Source organism: Laedolimicola sp., from assembly GCF_051972735.1.
Lineage (GTDB): Bacteria > Bacillota > Clostridia > Lachnospirales > Lachnospiraceae > Laedolimicola > Laedolimicola intestinihominis.
The window spans coordinates 18,371-34,054 of sequence record NZ_JBOKYU010000014.1; the positions used below are offsets into that span (position 1 = coordinate 18,371).

At 50.8% G+C, this 15,684-nt stretch carries 17 protein-coding genes; 3 read left to right on the forward strand and 14 right to left on the reverse strand.

Features of this window, described 5'->3' with window-relative positions; genetic code table 11:
* Nucleotides 1–2: 2 nt before the first annotated feature.
* From ACTRC3_RS05225 to ACTRC3_RS05260, 8 genes are all read right to left on the reverse strand, one after another.
* Nucleotides 3–848, reverse strand: a complete 846-nt coding sequence (locus ACTRC3_RS05225; RefSeq protein ID WP_440322064.1) for a TlyA family RNA methyltransferase — start codon at nt 846–848, stop codon at nt 3–5.
* Between the two features lie 63 nt (nt 849–911).
* Nucleotides 912–2,780, reverse strand: coding sequence for a 1-deoxy-D-xylulose-5-phosphate synthase (gene dxs / locus ACTRC3_RS05230; RefSeq protein ID WP_440322065.1), 1,869 nt, complete (start codon nt 2,778–2,780; stop codon nt 912–914).
* 15 nt (nt 2,781–2,795) lie between these two features.
* A complete protein-coding gene (locus ACTRC3_RS05235; RefSeq protein WP_440322067.1) occupies nt 2,796–3,680 on the reverse strand; it encodes a polyprenyl synthetase family protein in 885 nt (294 codons plus the stop codon).
* Complete coding sequence (gene xseB / locus ACTRC3_RS05240; protein WP_178039666.1) at nt 3,670–3,885, reverse strand: exodeoxyribonuclease VII small subunit; 216 nt, start codon at nt 3,883–3,885, stop codon at nt 3,670–3,672. The genes ACTRC3_RS05235 and xseB overlap by 11 nt, the downstream gene beginning before the upstream one ends.
* Before the next feature lie 6 nt (nt 3,886–3,891).
* The gene (gene xseA, locus ACTRC3_RS05245) at nt 3,892–5,100 is read right to left on the reverse strand and encodes an exodeoxyribonuclease VII large subunit (RefSeq protein ID WP_440322069.1); all 1,209 of its coding nucleotides are present in this window, start codon (nt 5,098–5,100) and stop codon (nt 3,892–3,894) included.
* Nucleotides 5,097–5,510, reverse strand: coding sequence for a transcription antitermination factor NusB (nusB, locus tag ACTRC3_RS05250; RefSeq protein WP_178039664.1), 414 nt, complete (start codon nt 5,508–5,510; stop codon nt 5,097–5,099). The genes xseA and nusB overlap by 4 nt, the downstream gene beginning before the upstream one ends.
* Nucleotides 5,511–5,581: 71 nt before the next feature.
* A complete protein-coding gene (locus tag ACTRC3_RS05255; protein WP_178039663.1) occupies nt 5,582–5,971 on the reverse strand; it encodes an Asp23/Gls24 family envelope stress response protein in 390 nt (129 codons plus the stop codon).
* 173 nt (nt 5,972–6,144) lie between these two features.
* Nucleotides 6,145–7,731 carry a peptide chain release factor 3 gene (locus ACTRC3_RS05260; RefSeq protein ID WP_178039662.1) on the reverse strand — a complete coding sequence of 529 codons (1,587 nt, stop codon included), beginning with the start codon at nt 7,729–7,731 and terminating at the stop codon, nt 6,145–6,147.
* A 242-nt stretch (nt 7,732–7,973) separates the two neighbouring features.
* Here ACTRC3_RS05260 and ACTRC3_RS05265 point away from each other — a divergent pair, with 242 nt between their 5' ends.
* Nucleotides 7,974–8,723: a GTP pyrophosphokinase gene (locus ACTRC3_RS05265; protein ID WP_440322072.1), complete on the forward strand. Its 750-nt coding sequence runs from the start codon at nt 7,974–7,976 to the stop codon at nt 8,721–8,723.
* 59 nt (nt 8,724–8,782) lie between these two features.
* Here ACTRC3_RS05265 and ACTRC3_RS05270 read toward each other — a convergent pair whose 3' ends face one another.
* The 4 genes from ACTRC3_RS05270 to ACTRC3_RS05285 all read right to left on the reverse strand — a co-directional run bounded on the left by ACTRC3_RS05270 (nt 8,783) and on the right by ACTRC3_RS05285 (nt 12,181).
* Nucleotides 8,783–9,388 carry a peroxidase-related enzyme gene (locus tag ACTRC3_RS05270; protein ID WP_178039660.1) on the reverse strand — a complete coding sequence of 202 codons (606 nt, stop codon included), beginning with the start codon at nt 9,386–9,388 and terminating at the stop codon, nt 8,783–8,785.
* A 19-nt stretch (nt 9,389–9,407) separates the two neighbouring features.
* Nucleotides 9,408–10,178 (reverse strand): cyclase family protein, encoded by a 771-nt coding sequence (locus tag ACTRC3_RS05275; protein WP_349164670.1) that lies wholly within the window; start codon nt 10,176–10,178, stop codon nt 9,408–9,410.
* 280 nt (nt 10,179–10,458) lie between these two features.
* Nucleotides 10,459–11,469, reverse strand: coding sequence for a GGGtGRT protein (locus ACTRC3_RS05280; protein ID WP_178039658.1), 1,011 nt, complete (start codon nt 11,467–11,469; stop codon nt 10,459–10,461).
* Nucleotides 11,470–11,488: 19 nt separating this feature from the next.
* Nucleotides 11,489–12,181, reverse strand: coding sequence for an iron-sulfur cluster assembly scaffold protein (locus tag ACTRC3_RS05285; protein WP_158364323.1), 693 nt, complete (start codon nt 12,179–12,181; stop codon nt 11,489–11,491).
* Between the two features lie 221 nt (nt 12,182–12,402).
* Here ACTRC3_RS05285 and ACTRC3_RS05290 point away from each other — a divergent pair, with 221 nt between their 5' ends.
* Entirely contained in the window at nt 12,403–12,639 is a 237-nt protein-coding gene (locus tag ACTRC3_RS05290; RefSeq protein WP_178039657.1) for a hypothetical protein, read from the forward strand.
* 72 nt (nt 12,640–12,711) lie between these two features.
* Here ACTRC3_RS05290 and ACTRC3_RS05295 read toward each other — a convergent pair whose 3' ends face one another.
* A complete protein-coding gene (locus tag ACTRC3_RS05295; RefSeq protein WP_440322075.1) occupies nt 12,712–13,326 on the reverse strand; it encodes a hypothetical protein in 615 nt (204 codons plus the stop codon).
* 100 nt (nt 13,327–13,426) lie between these two features.
* On the opposite strand from ACTRC3_RS05295, the gene ACTRC3_RS05300 reads away from it, so the two are divergent.
* Nucleotides 13,427–13,711 carry a PfkB family carbohydrate kinase gene (locus ACTRC3_RS05300; protein ID WP_440322093.1) on the forward strand — a complete coding sequence of 95 codons (285 nt, stop codon included), beginning with the start codon at nt 13,427–13,429 and terminating at the stop codon, nt 13,709–13,711.
* Nucleotides 13,712–13,776: 65 nt separating this feature from the next.
* Here ACTRC3_RS05300 and ACTRC3_RS05305 read toward each other — a convergent pair whose 3' ends face one another.
* The gene (locus ACTRC3_RS05305) at nt 13,777–15,681 is read right to left on the reverse strand and encodes a glucose PTS transporter subunit IIA (RefSeq protein WP_440322076.1); all 1,905 of its coding nucleotides are present in this window, start codon (nt 15,679–15,681) and stop codon (nt 13,777–13,779) included.
* Between the last annotated feature and the right edge of the window lie 3 nt (nt 15,682–15,684).

Here is a 15,684-nt window from a genome sequence, read left to right on the forward strand (position 1 = left end):
GCTTATTTTACATCCAGTGTGCCATGGGCCTCGTCCACGATCCGCTCCGGCTCTACGCCCTCGGGCAGATGACTTTTCATTTCTTCCCAGGTCGGAATCTCCTCTGCCGCTTCCCGGCCAGTCTTTTGCAGCCATACCAGGTATTCAATGTTTCCCTCCGGCCCCTTGATGGGGGAAAATTCCAGTGCCAGAATATCAAAGCCAATGGACCAGGCATAGGTCAGGACCATCTGAATCACTTCCAGATGGGTGCTCTTTTCCCGCACCACGCCCTTCTTGCCAACCTTCTCCCGGCCTGCCTCAAACTGGGGCTTAATCAGCGCCACCACCTGGCCGTTATCGCTTAAAAGCTCCCGCACCGGAAGCAGTACCTTCGTCAGAGAGATAAAGGCCACGTCGATGGAGGCAAACTGGGGACGCTCATCGATCTGATCAGGAGTCAGGTAACGGATATTGGTTTTCTCCATGCAGACCACACGCGGATCGCTTCGAAGCTTCCAGTCCAGCTGATTGGTTCCCACATCTACTGCGTACACCTTTACCGCGCCGTTCTGCAGCATACAGTCGGTGAAGCCGCCGGTGGAAGATCCCACATCCATGCAGACCTTTCCTTCCAGACCCAGATCAAAATGGGCCACTGCCTTTTCAAGCTTCAGACCGCCCCGGCTCACATAGCGCAGCTTCTGTCCGTGAATTTCGATGGGTGCAGCCTCTTCGAACATGGACCCGGCCTTGTCCTCCCGCTGCCCCTTTACAAAGACCTTGCCTTCCATAATGATGGCCTTGGCCTGCTCTCTGGATTTTGCCAGGCCTCTGTTTACCAGAAGCACGTCCAGACGTACCTTCATATCATTCTCTCCTAAGCTTTATTCTTACGGCTTCACCTTTCAGCGAAGCCGCCTGTAAACTTTTTACATTTCACCCACATAAGCCGTGATCACACGTTTTACAATGGTTTCCGCGTCCAGTCCTACCTCTTTGTGCAATAGCGCCACATTGCCATGCTCCACATACTCATCCGGCAGGGCGATATTCAGAACCTTCATATCGAAGTCTCTGTCATTGACATACTCCAGCACATGATCGCCGAAGCCACCGTTCCTTACATTTTCTTCCAACGTTACCAGAAGCTTATGCTGCTTCGCCACATCTTCCAGCATCTGCTCGTCGATGGGCTTAACGAAACGGGCATTGATGAGCGTGCAGTTGTAACCGGTATCCTTTAAGGCATCCCGCACTTGCTCCGCCGTCTTCACCATACTGCCCACAGCCATCAAGGCGATATCCGCTTCCTCATAGATCCACTCGCTCCTGCCATAGGCAATGGGCGCGCGGAATTCCTGCAGGCCGTCGTAGGCTTCACCCCTGGGATAGCGCAGGGCGATGGGACCGTCATAGTTTACCGCGAACTTCATCATATCGGAAAGCTCCCATTTATTTTTCGGAGCCATAATGGTCATATTCGGAATACCGGACAGGTAGGACAGATCAAAAATGCCCTGATGAGTCTCGCCGTCGCTGCCCACCAGTCCTGCCCGGTCAATGGCAAAAATCACATGCAGGTTCTGGATACAGACGTCATGCAGCACCTGATCGTAGGCGCGCTGCAGGAAAGAGGAATAAACCGCTACCACCGGCTTCAAGCCGCCTGCCGCCAGACCTGCCGCAAAGGTTACGGCGTGCTGCTCCGCGATTCCCACGTCGAAAAACCGATCCGGAAACATATTTTTAAAGCGCTTGAGACCGGTTCCGTCCGGCATGGCCGCCGTAATGGCCACCACCTTCTCGTCCCGATCACCCAGCTTCCGCATCACTGTGGAAAAGATATCCGTATAATTGGCCTTGGATCGTCTGCTCTTGGGCAGGCCTGTCTCAATTACGAAAGGCTCCGCGCCGTGGAACCGGGACGGATGACGCTCCGCCGGCTCATAGCCCTTACCTTTTTTCGTACAGACGTGAATCAGCACCGCATGATGCACTTTTTTTGCGTCGTTGAAGGTACGAATCAACTGGTCGATATTGTGGCCGTCCACCGGCCCCAGATAGGTGATACCCATGTCTTCAAAGAACATGCCCGGGATCACCAGCTGCTTCAGGCCGCTCTTGGTCTTCTTCAGCTGCCGCACAATGCCGTCGCCGTATACCGGTATTTTCTCCAGGGTATTCTGTAATCCTGCTTTAAAATTGTTATAGCCTTCGTTGGAACGCATACCGTTCAGGTACTGGCTCAAACCGCCCACGTTCTCCGCGATGGACATCTGGTTATCGTTCAGAATGATAATAAAATTGCTCTTTAACTGAGAGGCATTGTTCAAAGCCTCGAAAGCCATGCCGCCGGTCATGGAGCCGTCACCGATGACGGAAATGACGCTTTGATGACCGCCAGTCAGCTCCCGGGCCTTTACCAGACCAATGCCTGCTGAAATCGAGGTGGAGCTGTGACCGGTGTCGAAGCAGTCGCAGTTACTCTCCTTCCGCTTCGGAAATCCGCTCATGCCGCCATATTTCCGCAGGTCATCGAAGCCTGCCCTTCTTCCGGTCAGCAGCTTATGCGTATAGGACTGATGGCCCACATCCCAGACCACCTGATCCTCAGGGAAGTTAAATGCCAGATGCATGGCCATGGTCAGCTCCACCACGCCCAGATTCGAAGCCAGATGGCCGCCTGTCACACTGATTTTCTCGATCAGAAAATCCCGGATCTCCTGCGCCAGCGGCTCCCAGTCCTCTTTGTTCAGTTTTTTAATATCATTGACCTGATTGATCTGCTCCAGCAGCATATCCTCACCTCAGTTCTATTTTTCTCTTGTAATCAGCATTCGGATCAGTTCTTCCAGGAACGCGTTCTTATGCTCCAGGGAAGCCAGGGTGGAAAGAGCTCTCTCGGAAATCTCCTCCACATCCTTCTTTGCCTTATCAAGGCCTTCCAGCGTTACATAGGTAGTCTTGTTATTCTTATCGTCACTGTGGATCGGTTTTCCAAGCACCTCCAGCGTACTGGTTACATCCAGAATATCATCCTGGATCTGGAAAGCCAATCCCACATCGCCCGCCACGCGCTCCATGGCGGCCACTTCTTCATCAGAAGCGCCTGCCAGGACCGCGCCCACCATCATGGCCGCTTCAATCAGCGCGCTGGTCTTCAGCCGGTAGATAAAATCCAGTTTTTCTCTGGAGAGAGGCTGTCCCTCGGATTCCACATCCACCACCTGGCCGCCGATCATACCGTAGATGCCTGCCTTTCCGGACAGAATCTGTAAGGCCTTTGCGGTCCGCGGACTGGTTTCCATATCGAAAGCTCCCGCCGCTGTCTCAAAAGCCAGATTCAGAAGTGCGTCACCTGCCAGGATACCCATGGCTTCGCCGTATACCGCGTGGGTCGTCTTCTTGCCGCGACGGTACTCGTCATTATCCATAGCCGGAAGATCATCATGTACCAGTGAATATGTATGAATCATTTCCATGGCTGCCATGAAGGGCTCCACGACCTTTCCCTCGCCGCCGAACATCTGATAGGTCTCTTTCATCAGAAGGGGCCTGAGTCTCTTGCCGCCTGCCAGTACACTATAGTTCACCGCCTCCAGAACAGTCTTCTGGAACCCGGTCTCCTGCGGCAGATAAGTTGTAAGCAATTTTTCAATTTCTTCTGTCTTGGTACGAAGCTCTTCTTTAAAACTCATCCAGTTTGCCCTCCTCATTCATGACCAGCATTTTTTTCTCTACCTTATCCAGCTTTTCGCCGCAGGCCTTCAGAAGCTTCATGCCCTCGGCGTAAATCGCGAAGGATTCTTCCAGCGGCACGTCCCGATCCGCCAGCTTCTCAAGCATTCCGTCCAGCTCCGCGAAATTTTCTTCCAGTGTCGCTTCTTTTTTCTTCGTCGCCATACCGCTCTACCCTCTCTTTATCCTTTCGCGGCCTTCTACTACCGCTGTGTATACACCGTCTGTCACATGGATTCGGAGCTGTTCGCCCTCTGCAGCCTCGTCAATTCCGGTTACAGCCTTTCCATCCGGCCCTTCCGTATAGGAATAACCCTGCTGCAGCTTCAGAAGCGGGGAAAGTCCGTGCAGACGCTCAATGTACAGATTCAGGCTATGCTTTCGATCTAACAGCTTGTCCTGCATGGCCTGCGTAAGACCGTTGGATAATTCAGACAGACGCATCCGCTTTTCCAGAAGCTGTGTCTCCGGATTGATACGCTGTACTCTGGTTTTCAACTCCGCCAGTCTTCTGTAATATTCTTCCATTCTGTGACCGAAGATATTCTCAAACTGCCTGCGATAGCCCTGCATCCGCTCCAACAGCTCCCGGATATCCGTCACAGCCAGTTCCGCCGCCGCTGAAGGCGTCGGCGCCCTGAGATCCGCCACATAATCGGCAATGGTCGTATCTGTCTCATGACCGACTGCTGAGATCACCGGCGTATTGCAATCAAAGATGGCCCGTGCCACCTTTTCCTCATTAAAGGCCCACAGATCCTCGATGGAACCGCCGCCACGGCCCACAATCAACACGTCCAGGCCCAACGCATCCAAGGCCTTGATACCTCGCACAATGCTGTCCGCCGCGCCCTCTCCCTGCACCTGAGCCGGGTAGAGAATAATCTGTACATAAGGGTTGCGCCGCAAGGCAATATTGCGGATATCCTGCACTGCAGCTCCTGTAGGCGCCGTCACCACACCCAACCGTTTCACATAGTAAGGAATCGGCTGCTTGTATTCCTGCGCGAACATGCCCATTTCCTCAAGCTCGTTTTTCAGCTTCTCGTAAGCCTCGTAAAGCTGGCCCACGCCGTCTTTGATAATCTCTCTGGCATAAAGCTGATAGCTGCCGCTGCGCTCGTAGACGCTGACACGCCCCAGTACAATGATCCTTTGTCCATCCTGCATAGGAAAAGCCAGACCTTTCCGGTCGCCCGCGAACATGACACATGCCATGGTTCCGCTCTCATCCTTCAGAGAAAAGTAGATGTGCCCGGAACTGTGATATTTACAGTTGGACACCTCTCCCTTTACATAAATACGGTTCAGCATAAAATCCTGTGTAAACATATTCTTGATATATGTGTTTACCTGCGCTACCGTATAGACATGCTTCATTCCGCTTTTCCTGTCTTTCCTATCTTACCTAAGATACCGTTCACAAAGGCCGGAGACTCGTCGCCGCCAAACTTTTTGGACAGCTCCACCGCCTCATTGACTGCTACGCCCACAGGAACGTCCTCATCGTATTCCATCTCATACACAGCCAGACGTAAAATGGTCAGATCGGCCTTGCCCATACGGGATACCTTCCAACCTTCCGCCGTATCTTCCAGAGCCTTGTCGATCTCCGGCAGTTTTTCTATAATATGCGCATATTTTTTCTCAATATACTGCTGATCCTTCGGCTCCACCTCACCCAGGCTGTCGAAGAACATCCGGATCTGCTCCGGCATCTCCTCTGCGCTGTTAAATTCGATACGAAACAGCAGTTCAAAAATATGCTCTCTTAACTCTCGTCTTTTCATCTTGTCCTTTTTCCCTCTTAATCGTTTGAAAAGGGAGCCGCTGACTGCAGCCGCTCCCCTTCCTGTGCTACTTATTTATCCTCTTTTCCCATATTCACATTAACAATGCGGATATTGACCATGGCAACTTCCAGTCCTGTCATGTTCTCAATGGCGCTCTTCACACGATCCTGTACCTTCTCAGATACCTTCATGATGCTGTAGCCATACTCAATATTCAGAGCCAGATCCACGTCTACGCTGCGGTCTGTCACAAGAACCTTGACGCCCTTGGACAGGTTCTTGACGCCCAGCTTTCCGATCAGTTCGTTGGTGATATTGCCGGCCATGGAAGCCACGCCCTCTACCTCGGTAGCTGCCAACCCGGCTATGGTAGCGACTACCTCGTCCGCGATCTGAACTTCGCCCAGCTGACTGTCCTCATGTATCATATGAACGCCTCTTTTTTCTTCCTTTGACATATCCAAAACCTCCTGTTTTCTGTGTAAATCAGGTTATCCTGCTTACACGAAGCTTTTTTCTTACTTTCTCACACGACCTGGCAACAGATACGCCTCTCCTGCCATGCTTTTTATATTTTATCACACTTTACACGTTGTTGACAAGGGTTTCCCATGGTCTGTGGCCGTAATAATTACCGGCCAAACTCGGACAGGATCAGACCAGGATTTCGATCAAGCGTCATACCCACGCTCCATGCGTTGGCCCAGATCAGCAACGGTCTGCCCTTCAGATCCTTGATCTTCTTCATATCAGAGGTGCCCACCAGCTTGCTCATGTCGATATCCTCGTTCTCGATCCAACGGATATGCTCGTAGGGCAGCGGCTCCAGACGGATGTCCACGTTGTATTCATTTTCCAGACGATACTTCAGAACGTCGAACTGCAGAACGCCCACGACGCCCACGATGATTTCCTCCATACCGGTGTTGAACTCCTGGAAAATCTGGATAGCTCCCTCCTGGGCAATCTGTTCAATGCCCTTGACAAACTGCTTCCGCTTCATGGTATCAATCTGACGCACACGCGCGAAATGCTCCGGCGCAAAGGTCGGAATTCCTTCGTACTTAATCTGCCTGCCCGGCATACACAGGGTATCTCCGATGGAGAAAATACCCGGATCAAAGACGCCGATGATATCGCCTGCGTAAGCCTCGTCCACAATCTTCCGGTCCTGCGCCATGATCTGCTGAGGCTGGGACAGACGCTGCTTTCTGCCGCCCTGCACATGGTAAACCTCCATGCCGGCGGTAAACTTGCCGGAACAGATACGGATAAACGCGATACGGTCCCGGTGCGCCTTGTTCATATTTGCCTGGATCTTGAATACAAAAGCAGAAAACTCCTCTTCCATGGGATCAATCAGACCCACGTCTGCCTTACGGGGCAGCGGAGAAGTGGTCATCTGTAAAAAATGCTTCAGGAAAGTCTCCACGCCAAAGTTGGTCAGAGCCGATCCGAAGAATACCGGGGACAGCTTTCCCTGGCTCACCAGCTCTTGATCGAACTCCGCGCTGGCGCCGTCCAGAAGCTCGATGTCGTCCATGAGCTTTTCTTTCTGACCCGGATCCAGGATGCTGTCAATCTGTGGATCGTTGATGGACAAATCCAGCTCCTCACCTTCCTTGGTTCCCTTTTCAGTGTCGGAGAACAGCAACACCTTCTCGGTGTTCCGGTCATAGACGCCCTTGAATGCCTTACCGGAGCCGATGGGCCAGTTTACCGGGCAGGTGGCAATACCAAGCTCATTCTCGATATCGTCCAGCAGTTCAAAGATATCCATCGCTTCCCGGTCCATCTTATTGATAAAGGTAAAAATGGGGATATGGCGCATGGCGCAGACCTTGAAAAGCTTCCGGGTCTGAGCCTCCACGCCCTTACTGCCGTCAATAACCATAACTGCGGAATCCGCAGCCATCAGGGTACGGTAGGTGTCCTCGGAGAAGTCCTGATGTCCCGGAGTATCCAGAATGTTGATACAATAGCCGTCGTAATTAAACTGTAATACCGACGAAGTAACAGAGATACCTCTCTCCTTTTCGATCTCCATCCAGTCGGAAACCGCGTGACGGGCCGTGGCCTTTCCCTTTACAGAGCCTGCCAGGTTGATAGCTCCGCCATAGAGCAGGAACTTCTCAGTCAGGGTCGTTTTACCTGCGTCGGGGTGGGAAATAATCGCGAAGGTTCTTCTTTTTTTAATTTCATCTACATAATTTGCCATAAATTCATTCATCCTTATCTTCTATGTGTATATGCCTGCGATTCAAAAGCCCATCCGGACACCTTTTCCGAAAATGGGCATAACTATTATCCAGTATACACATTTTCGGGACTTTTGCAAGGGGTTGCTTTCTCTCTTCCATTTTTGTTCTATATGTGTTATAATCTTAACAATCAGGTGACTGCTCCGTGCCTGAACAATTCTACAATAGATGTATTTTATAACACAGGATGGTGACTCCTATGGAAAGCGAATTACAGAAAACCTTTCTCGATACCACAGATATTCCGGATATACAAACTTATTTTGTCAATCAGGCCTTTGAATTCCAAGAATTGATGATGATGTACAGCTGTGCCATCCGTGAGATGCGAACCAAGCTGGAGGTGCTGAATGACGAGCTGAGTGTCCATCATCAGCGCAACCCCATTGAATTTATCACCTCCAGGGTGAAGAAGCCTTTGAGTATCGTAGAGAAGCTGCACCGTTACGGCGTGCCCGTCAGCGTGGAGTCTGTAGAAAAGAATCTGAATGATGTGGCTGGCGTCCGCGTGATCTGTTCTTTTATCGACGACATTTATACCGTGGCGGATATGCTGCTGCGCCAGGATGATATTACTTTAATTAAGAAGAAGGATTACATTGAGCATCCCAAGGACAACGGCTATCGCAGCCTGCACCTGATCATCGAGATCCCGGTCTTCTTCTCCAATCAGAAGAAAAACATTCGGGTAGAGGTGCAGATCCGGACCATCGCCATGGACTTCTGGGCCAGCGTCGATCATCAGCTGAAGTACAAACAGAATATTGAGGATGTGGAAAATGCGGATGAACTGTCCGCAGAGCTGAAGGAATGCGCCGACATCATCGCTCAGACTGACGCCCGAATGCAGGCCATCAAGAATAAGATTTATCCCGGCAACGCTTTGCCGAAGACGAATATGGATAAGCTGAAAAAGCTGACGATTCCCCTGAACAACCGCAAAATTTAACTGTACAAAAATAAGACCGTCTCCTTCCAAAAAGGATTCGGTCTTATTTTATGTAAGGATTAATCTTCGAAATTACGGTTATGGCTGTAATGACCCGGATTCGGAACCGGAGCGATGGTGCTGACCCAACGGTTCGTGTAGTTGAAGAAGCCTGCTACAAAGGCTGCTTCCAGAATCTGATGATCATCCAGTCCTGCCTCACGGAGCTTATTCACCTGCTCCTGATCAATGTCGCGGGGATGCGCAGTTACGTACCATGCATACTCGCAAAGCGCGTAGTCCTCTTTGGACAGCTCATCCTTGGCGGAACGATAATTATAGGAAATCTTGTCTACCAGACGGGCGTTCTTCCACATACCGCGGAGATTGTCGCCGTGGGTGGTCAGGCAGTAACAGCAGCAATTGTAAGAGGATACAACCACGCCAATCATCTCTTTCTGCGCGTCTGTCAGATAGCAGGTGTCGTTATACAGGGAATTCTTGAAATTCAGGAATCCGATGTACTCCTTGGCGTTCAGGGGAAGAATCTTGAACAGGTTGTTGATGAAGCCCCAGTTCTTCTCCATAACTTCTACATTTTTATTGAAGACAGCGTATTCCTCGTCTGTCATCTCCTCGCGGTCCGGTTTCTGCAGTCTTGAAAGCTGCTCGTCAAATTCCAACATATCCTATGTCCTCCTGATTTTAGTCTTCGGGGCAGATTGCGAAGCATCTTGCAGGGAAGCCTGTACCATCCTTCAGCTTCGGGAACGCGCATACAATCATAGCTCCCACAGCCGGTACCTGATCCAGATTTCTCATAACCTCAATCTGGATGCGGTCAGTCTCCAGAATGTACTGCTCGCCCGGATACGGATATGCGTCTTCTCTTGTGGTCACATAGCTGGGGTCGGTATCTGCCGGCTCATGTCCGATGGCGCCGATATTACGCTCCTCTACCAGCCACTTGATCGCGTCTACGCTCCAGCCCGGATAATGAGGATTGCCATTCTCGTCCGGATTGTCCAGATTGGACTTCTTATGCCAATCGGAACGGAATGCTACGAACGCGCCCTCCGGGATTCTGCCGTTCTCGCTCTCCCACTTTTCCAGATCTGCTACAGTCATGGTGAATTCGGCGTTCTCGGCACATTCCTTGGACTTGTCTACGACTACCAGAGGATATACCAGCTCTTTTACGGTAATCTTGCTCATGTCACGACCGTCGCCCCAGAAATGAAGCGGTACGTCTACATGGGTACCATACTGGCTGGCTACGCTGTACTGAATACATCTCATGGGAGCCATCATGTCGTCCGGGGTTCCCTCTCTGTAGTCGAAAAGGAGCTTGCCTTCCAGCGGCTTGAAGCCATACCAGTGCGGAGTTTCCGGGCTCAGCTCATGTGTCAGGTCTACCCATTTGTAACCTGTCCCTTTTACTTCTTTCACAAAATCCCACAATTTAAGGTTTGCCATAATATTATCCTCCTTTAACTAAAAAAAGTCAATACAAGACGCGCTTCTTCGGAGTCTCCATTGACTTTTTATTTTTCACAGTGCAACTTTGATGTGCTACAGTAACTTTACTATAGCAGAGGAATGTATTTTTGTCAATACCCTATTTTGCCTATAGGAAATGTTGGTTGGCTTCAACTTTTCTCACCTTTTTTTGATCGCGCAACAAAAACAAAAGGCACCCGTCGGATTCATCCGGCGAATGCCTTTCCACATTTATCTCTTAGACTATCGTTCTAGCTTAGAACTTGCCAGCGTCTGCTGCTTCCTGTACAGCTACTGCAACTGCAACAGTCATACCAACCATCGGATTGTTACCGGCACCGATGAGACCCATCATCTCTACATGAGCCGGTACAGAAGAGGAACCTGCAAACTGAGCGTCGGAGTGCATACGTCCAAGTGTATCGGTCATACCGTAGGAAGCAGGTCCTGCTGCCATGTTGTCCGGGTGAAGGGTACGTCCTGTACCGCCGCCGGATGCTACGGAGAAGTACTTCTTTCCTGCCTCCAGGCGCTCCTTCTTATAAGTACCTGCTACCGGATGCTGGAAACGGGTCGGGTTGGTAGAGTTACCTGTGATGGATACGTCTACGTTCTCCTTCCACATGATCGCTACGCCTTCCGGAACGCTGTTTGCGCCGTAGCAGTTAACCTTTGCGCGAAGTCCCTCGGAGTAAGCCTTGCGGAATACTTCCTTAACCTCGTTGGTGTACGGATCGTACTCCGTCTCAACGTATGTAAATCCGTTGATTCTTGCGATGATCTGAGCAGCGTCCTTTCCAAGGCCGTTCAGGATAACGCGCAGCGGCTTCTGACGAACCTTGTTTGCCTTCTCTGCGATACCGATAGCGCCCTCTGCTGCTGCGAAGGACTCATGGCCTGCCAAGAATGCGAAACACTCGGTCTCCTCTTCCAGAAGCATCTTGCCTAGGTTACCATGTCCCAGACCTACCTTACGTGTATCAGCTACAGAACCCGGAATACAGAAAGCCTGAAGGCCCTCTCCGATAGCTGCTGCAGCGTCTGCTGCCTTGCGGCAGTCCTTCTTGATTGCGATAGCTGCGCCTACGATATATGCCCAGCAAGCGTTCTCGAAACAGATCGGCTGAATGCCCTTGATCTGATTGTATACATCCAGACCAGCATCCTTTGTGATCTTCTCTGCTTCCTCGATGGAAGCGATGCCATAGCTGTTCAGAACAGCGTTAATCTTATCAATACGTCTTTCATATGATTCAAACAATGCCATTTTTCATCTACCTCCTCGATTACTCTTTACGCGGGTCAATGATCTTAACCGCATCTGCTACACGGCCATACTGACCCTTCGCCTTTTCCCATGCAGTGTTCGGGTCATCACCCTTCTTGATAAAGTCTGTCATCTTGCCAAGAGAAACGAACTGGTATCCGATAATCTGGTCTTCTGCATCCAGAGCGATGCCTGTTACATAGCCCTCTGCCATCTCCAGGTAACGCGGTCCCTTCTTCAGAGTGCCGTACATGGTACCAACCTGAGAACGAAGTCCCTTTCCAAGGTCCTCCAGGCCTGCGCCTACTGCAAGTCCATCCTCTGAGAATGCGGACTGAGAACGTCCGTATACGATCTGCAGGAACAGCTCACGCATAGCGGTATTGATAGCATCACATACAAGGTCTGTGTTCAGAGCCTCAAGTACAGTCAGGCCCGGCAGAATCTCGGACGCCATAGCTGCGGAATGAGTCATACCGGAACATCCGATGGTCTCCACCAGTGCCTCCTGGATAACGCCTTCCTTTACGTTCAGGGTCAGCTTACATGCTCCCTGCTGCGGTGCACACCAGCCAATGCCGTGTGTAAAGCCGGAAATATCTTTAACTTCCTTCGCCTGTACCCATTTTGCTTCTTCCGGAATCGGAGCGGCGCCATGGTGTACGCCCTGCGCTACCGGACACATCATCTCGACTTCATGTGAATAAATCATTTTAAAACTCCTTTCAGAATGGATTAATAGCGACCCGGGGTGGCTTAAGTCCCGCTTCGTCGCATTTGGTTATATTTTCGCACATAATGGTGAATTCGTCCAGTCTTTTTTTGTAAAAAGTCTGTGATCCGTGGAAAAAATAACGAACGCTGTTCAAGACTTGTTTCTTTTTCCTTTTTATACTACAATGAGATATCATACTTTTACAGGGAGAATTATCTATGAATCCAATGCAGCTTTTGAAAATGAAATCCGCCTGGGACCGTTTCCAGTCCGCGCACCCTAAGTTTCCGCTTTTTCTGAATTCTGTCATGCAAAACGGGATTCACGAAGGGACGATTCTGGAATTCAAGGTCACGGAGCCGGACGGCAGAACCTTCTGTTCCAATCTAAAAATCAGCAGAGAGGATCTGGAGCTCTTCCAGGAGCTGAAGGAGCTGGCCCAGCAGAACCGGTAACGTATGAACGCCGCAGGCAAAGCCTACGGCGTTTTTCTCTTTTGTGCAATCAGACATTGCACGATTCTGCATTCAGGCCAGTCTCAATAACATCTCGCTGTGCTCCTGAACTACTTTTTTTAAAACATTTACATCTTCCTGCATGGTGTCGATCTGTTCGGTCCGAAACTGATACCTCCGATATGTAGAGGTATAGCAGGCTTCGATATTCTGAAGTCTCGGCAGCATATCGTTCTCCAGCAGGAGTTCTACTTTCAACATATGTCCCTCGTTGATAGTCATGCGGTCTTCTACAGCCGTCATGCGACCTTCCATTACTGTCATACGGCCTTCCATTGCTGTCATGCGGTCTTCTACAGCCGTCATGCGCTCTTCCATTACCGTCATGCGTTCTTCCAGCTTCGTTACGCGTTTCTCCATGGCTGTCATACGTTCTTCCAGCTTCGTCACACGCTCTTCCAGGGCTGTCATACGTTCTTCCAGCTTCATCACACGCTCTTCCAGGGCTGTCATACGTTCTTCCAGCCTTGTTACACGCTCTTCCAGTCTGTCCAAGCGCATATGGATACCCTGTAGCTGCTCATGGATAGGGGCCAAATGCTTTTCCAATTGCTTCTCCAACTGCTTTTCCAATTGCTCGCCGAACAGTTGGGATATCATAACTGCATCTTCTTTTGTCAACGCCATAAATTCTCCTTTTCCGAGACAGCGCCATTTCCAGAATATGCAATGTCATAAAGTCATAGTACTATAATGCGACAGATATGACAAGGAATTCCAAACAGTTATCGTAACTCTTGGTTCCAAAGGCTGCTACATCCGTTCCCGGGAATTTTCTTGCTCACTCCCGGCTATTGATGTTATTTCCGTAGACAGTTCCGGTGCCGGAGATGCTTTTATTTCCACACTGGTATCCTACCTGCTTTATGATTACGATCTGATCTCTGCAGCCAAAATCGCCACTTACGCCGCAGGCTTAAGTACCACTCGACAGGGCACTACGACTGCTCTCGTAGATCGCTACACGCTGGAACCCTATATTCGGCGTATGGAAGCACATTTATTAAAATAAAATTCTACACAAAAATGCGGCTCCTTTTCCTGATTTCCGGTAAAAGAAGCCGCATTTAGCTCTATTTAGTTCCCGCAGGTCTCAAACAGCTTCTCTCCGGCCTCCACGTGCCCGGTCTTTATGTCCTTCACATTTTCCGGGGCAGACGCCAGAACCGCTACAGTGGCGTCGTAGCCGGCTGTCCTGATGGCCTCTATATCGAATTCCAGAAGCTTATCGCCCTGTTTCACCTTTGCACCAGCTTCGCATAAGGAAGTAAAATATCTTCCCTTTAATTCTACCGTATTGATCCCCACATGAATCAGAAGCTCCGTGCCGTCCGCGCTTTCCAGTCCGATGGCATGCTTCGTATCAAAAACCATGGTAACGGTTCCGTCAAAGGGAGCCTGGATCTCGCCCTTCTCCGGACGGATACCTGCGCCCTTGCCCAGAACGCCGGATGCAAAGGTCGGATCCGCGATCTCCGTATAGGAAATAGCCTCGCCGGTGACCGGAGAGTATACACTGCCGCCCCTGGAGCTTTCTTTTTCCGCTGCCGGAGACTCACTTACCACAGGGATTTTCTCTACCGGGGCAGCCTTTGTCTCCACCGGATCCTTGTACCCGAACCCCCAGGTCAACGCAAAGGCTGAACCTGCGGAAATAAGGAACATCACAATATAATTCAGCGGATCATTCAGGCAGAGCAGCAGGCCGAAGATACCGGTGACGCCGGTTCCGGTTGCGCCCAGACCCACGACGGAAGCATAGAGGGCTCCGCAGGCGCCGCCTGCCGCTCCGCAGATAAAGGGCTTGAAGAACCGCAGATTTACGCCAAAGATAGCCGGCTCGGTGATTCCCATGAAGCAGGACATAGCGGAGGGGACTGCCATGGATTTCGTCTTCTGATTTCTGGTTTTCAGCGCTACCGCCAGGGCTGCTGCGCCCTGGGCGATATTCGCTGCGGACGCCAGCGGAAGCCAGTAGGTTTTTCCATAAAGGCCAAGCTGACCCACATCAATCAGCGTATACATATGATGGACGCCCGCCACTACCGTAGTGGAATAAAGGCCGCCCATGATAAAACTGCCGATACCGAAGGGCAGGGTCAGAAGCTGCTGCACCCCATTCAGAATGCCGTTTTCCACAGTTACAAAGATAGGACCGATGATGGAAAAGGTCAGGTAACCTGTGACAAAGACGCTGACCAGCGGCGTCACAAACAGGTCAAACATGGCCGGAACAACCTTGTGCAAACGCTTTTCAATCTGGCACATGACAAATACCGCGATGATAACCGGAATGACATGTCCCTGATAGCCCACCAGGTCTACTCTGTAAAGGCCAAACCAGACCGGAAGAGTCTGTTTCACGCCCTCGGTCGCCACCGTCCAGGCGTTCTGCAGATTCGGATGAATCATCATCATACCGATGACTGCGCCCAGATAGGGATTTCCGCCGAATACCTTGGCCGCGCTGTAGGCAATCAGAATGGGCAGGAAGGTATACGCCGTGTTGGCAAATAAATTCGCCAGCACAAACAGGGAGCCTGAGATGTCCAGATTCAGGAACCCATTATTTACCATAAAATTCAATGCTTCCATGATTCCCATCAGGAAACCGCTGGCCACGATAGCCGGAATAATCGGAACAAAAATGTCGCCCAGAGTCTTGATCGCCTGCTTGTAGAAGGGCTGCTTCTGAGCCGCCGCTTCCTTGGCCTCCTCCTTGCTGACACCCGTCATCCCGGAAATGGCAAGGAACTCGTCGTAAACCTTATTAACGACGCCCGTTCCCAAGATGACCTGCAGCTGTCCGGACGCGCTGAATACGCCCTTGACGCCGTCAATGTCTTCCACTGCCTTTGCGTCGCATTTCTTATCATCCGCCAGTACCAGCCGGAGTCTCGTGGAGCAATGCGCCACTGACACCAGATTTTCTCTCTTTCCTACTTTCTCATAGATTGCTTCCGCTGTCTTTCTGTAATCCATGGT

Coding starts and splice junctions, on each gene's coding strand:
- ACTRC3_RS05260 (WP_178039662.1), bottom strand. CDS start 7,731: ATGGCAAATTATGTAGATGAAATTAAAAAAAGAAGAACCTTCGCGATT.
- xseB (WP_178039666.1), bottom strand. CDS start 3,885: ATGGCGACGAAGAAAAAAGAAGCGACACTGGAAGAAAATTTCGCGGAG.
- xseA (WP_440322069.1), bottom strand. CDS start 5,100: ATGAAGCATGTCTATACGGTAGCGCAGGTAAACACATATATCAAGAAT.
- nusB (WP_178039664.1), bottom strand. CDS start 5,510: ATGAAAAGACGAGAGTTAAGAGAGCATATTTTTGAACTGCTGTTTCGT.
- ACTRC3_RS05225 (WP_440322064.1), bottom strand. CDS start 848: ATGAAGGTACGTCTGGACGTGCTTCTGGTAAACAGAGGCCTGGCAAAA.
- ACTRC3_RS05265 (WP_440322072.1), top strand. CDS start 7,974: ATGGAAAGCGAATTACAGAAAACCTTTCTCGATACCACAGATATTCCG.
- ACTRC3_RS05295 (WP_440322075.1), bottom strand. CDS start 13,326: ATGGCGTTGACAAAAGAAGATGCAGTTATGATATCCCAACTGTTCGGC.
- ACTRC3_RS05270 (WP_178039660.1), bottom strand. CDS start 9,388: ATGTTGGAATTTGACGAGCAGCTTTCAAGACTGCAGAAACCGGACCGC.
- ACTRC3_RS05275 (WP_349164670.1), bottom strand. CDS start 10,178: ATGGCAAACCTTAAATTGTGGGATTTTGTGAAAGAAGTAAAAGGGACA.
- ACTRC3_RS05255 (WP_178039663.1), bottom strand. CDS start 5,971: ATGTCAAAGGAAGAAAAAAGAGGCGTTCATATGATACATGAGGACAGT.
- dxs (WP_440322065.1), bottom strand. CDS start 2,780: ATGCTGCTGGAGCAGATCAATCAGGTCAATGATATTAAAAAACTGAAC.
- ACTRC3_RS05285 (WP_158364323.1), bottom strand. CDS start 12,181: ATGATTTATTCACATGAAGTCGAGATGATGTGTCCGGTAGCGCAGGGC.
- ACTRC3_RS05305 (WP_440322076.1), bottom strand. CDS start 15,681: ATGGATTACAGAAAGACAGCGGAAGCAATCTATGAGAAAGTAGGAAAG.
- ACTRC3_RS05235 (WP_440322067.1), bottom strand. CDS start 3,680: ATGAGTTTTAAAGAAGAGCTTCGTACCAAGACAGAAGAAATTGAAAAA.
- ACTRC3_RS05280 (WP_178039658.1), bottom strand. CDS start 11,469: ATGGCATTGTTTGAATCATATGAAAGACGTATTGATAAGATTAACGCT.
- ACTRC3_RS05290 (WP_178039657.1), top strand. CDS start 12,403: ATGAATCCAATGCAGCTTTTGAAAATGAAATCCGCCTGGGACCGTTTC.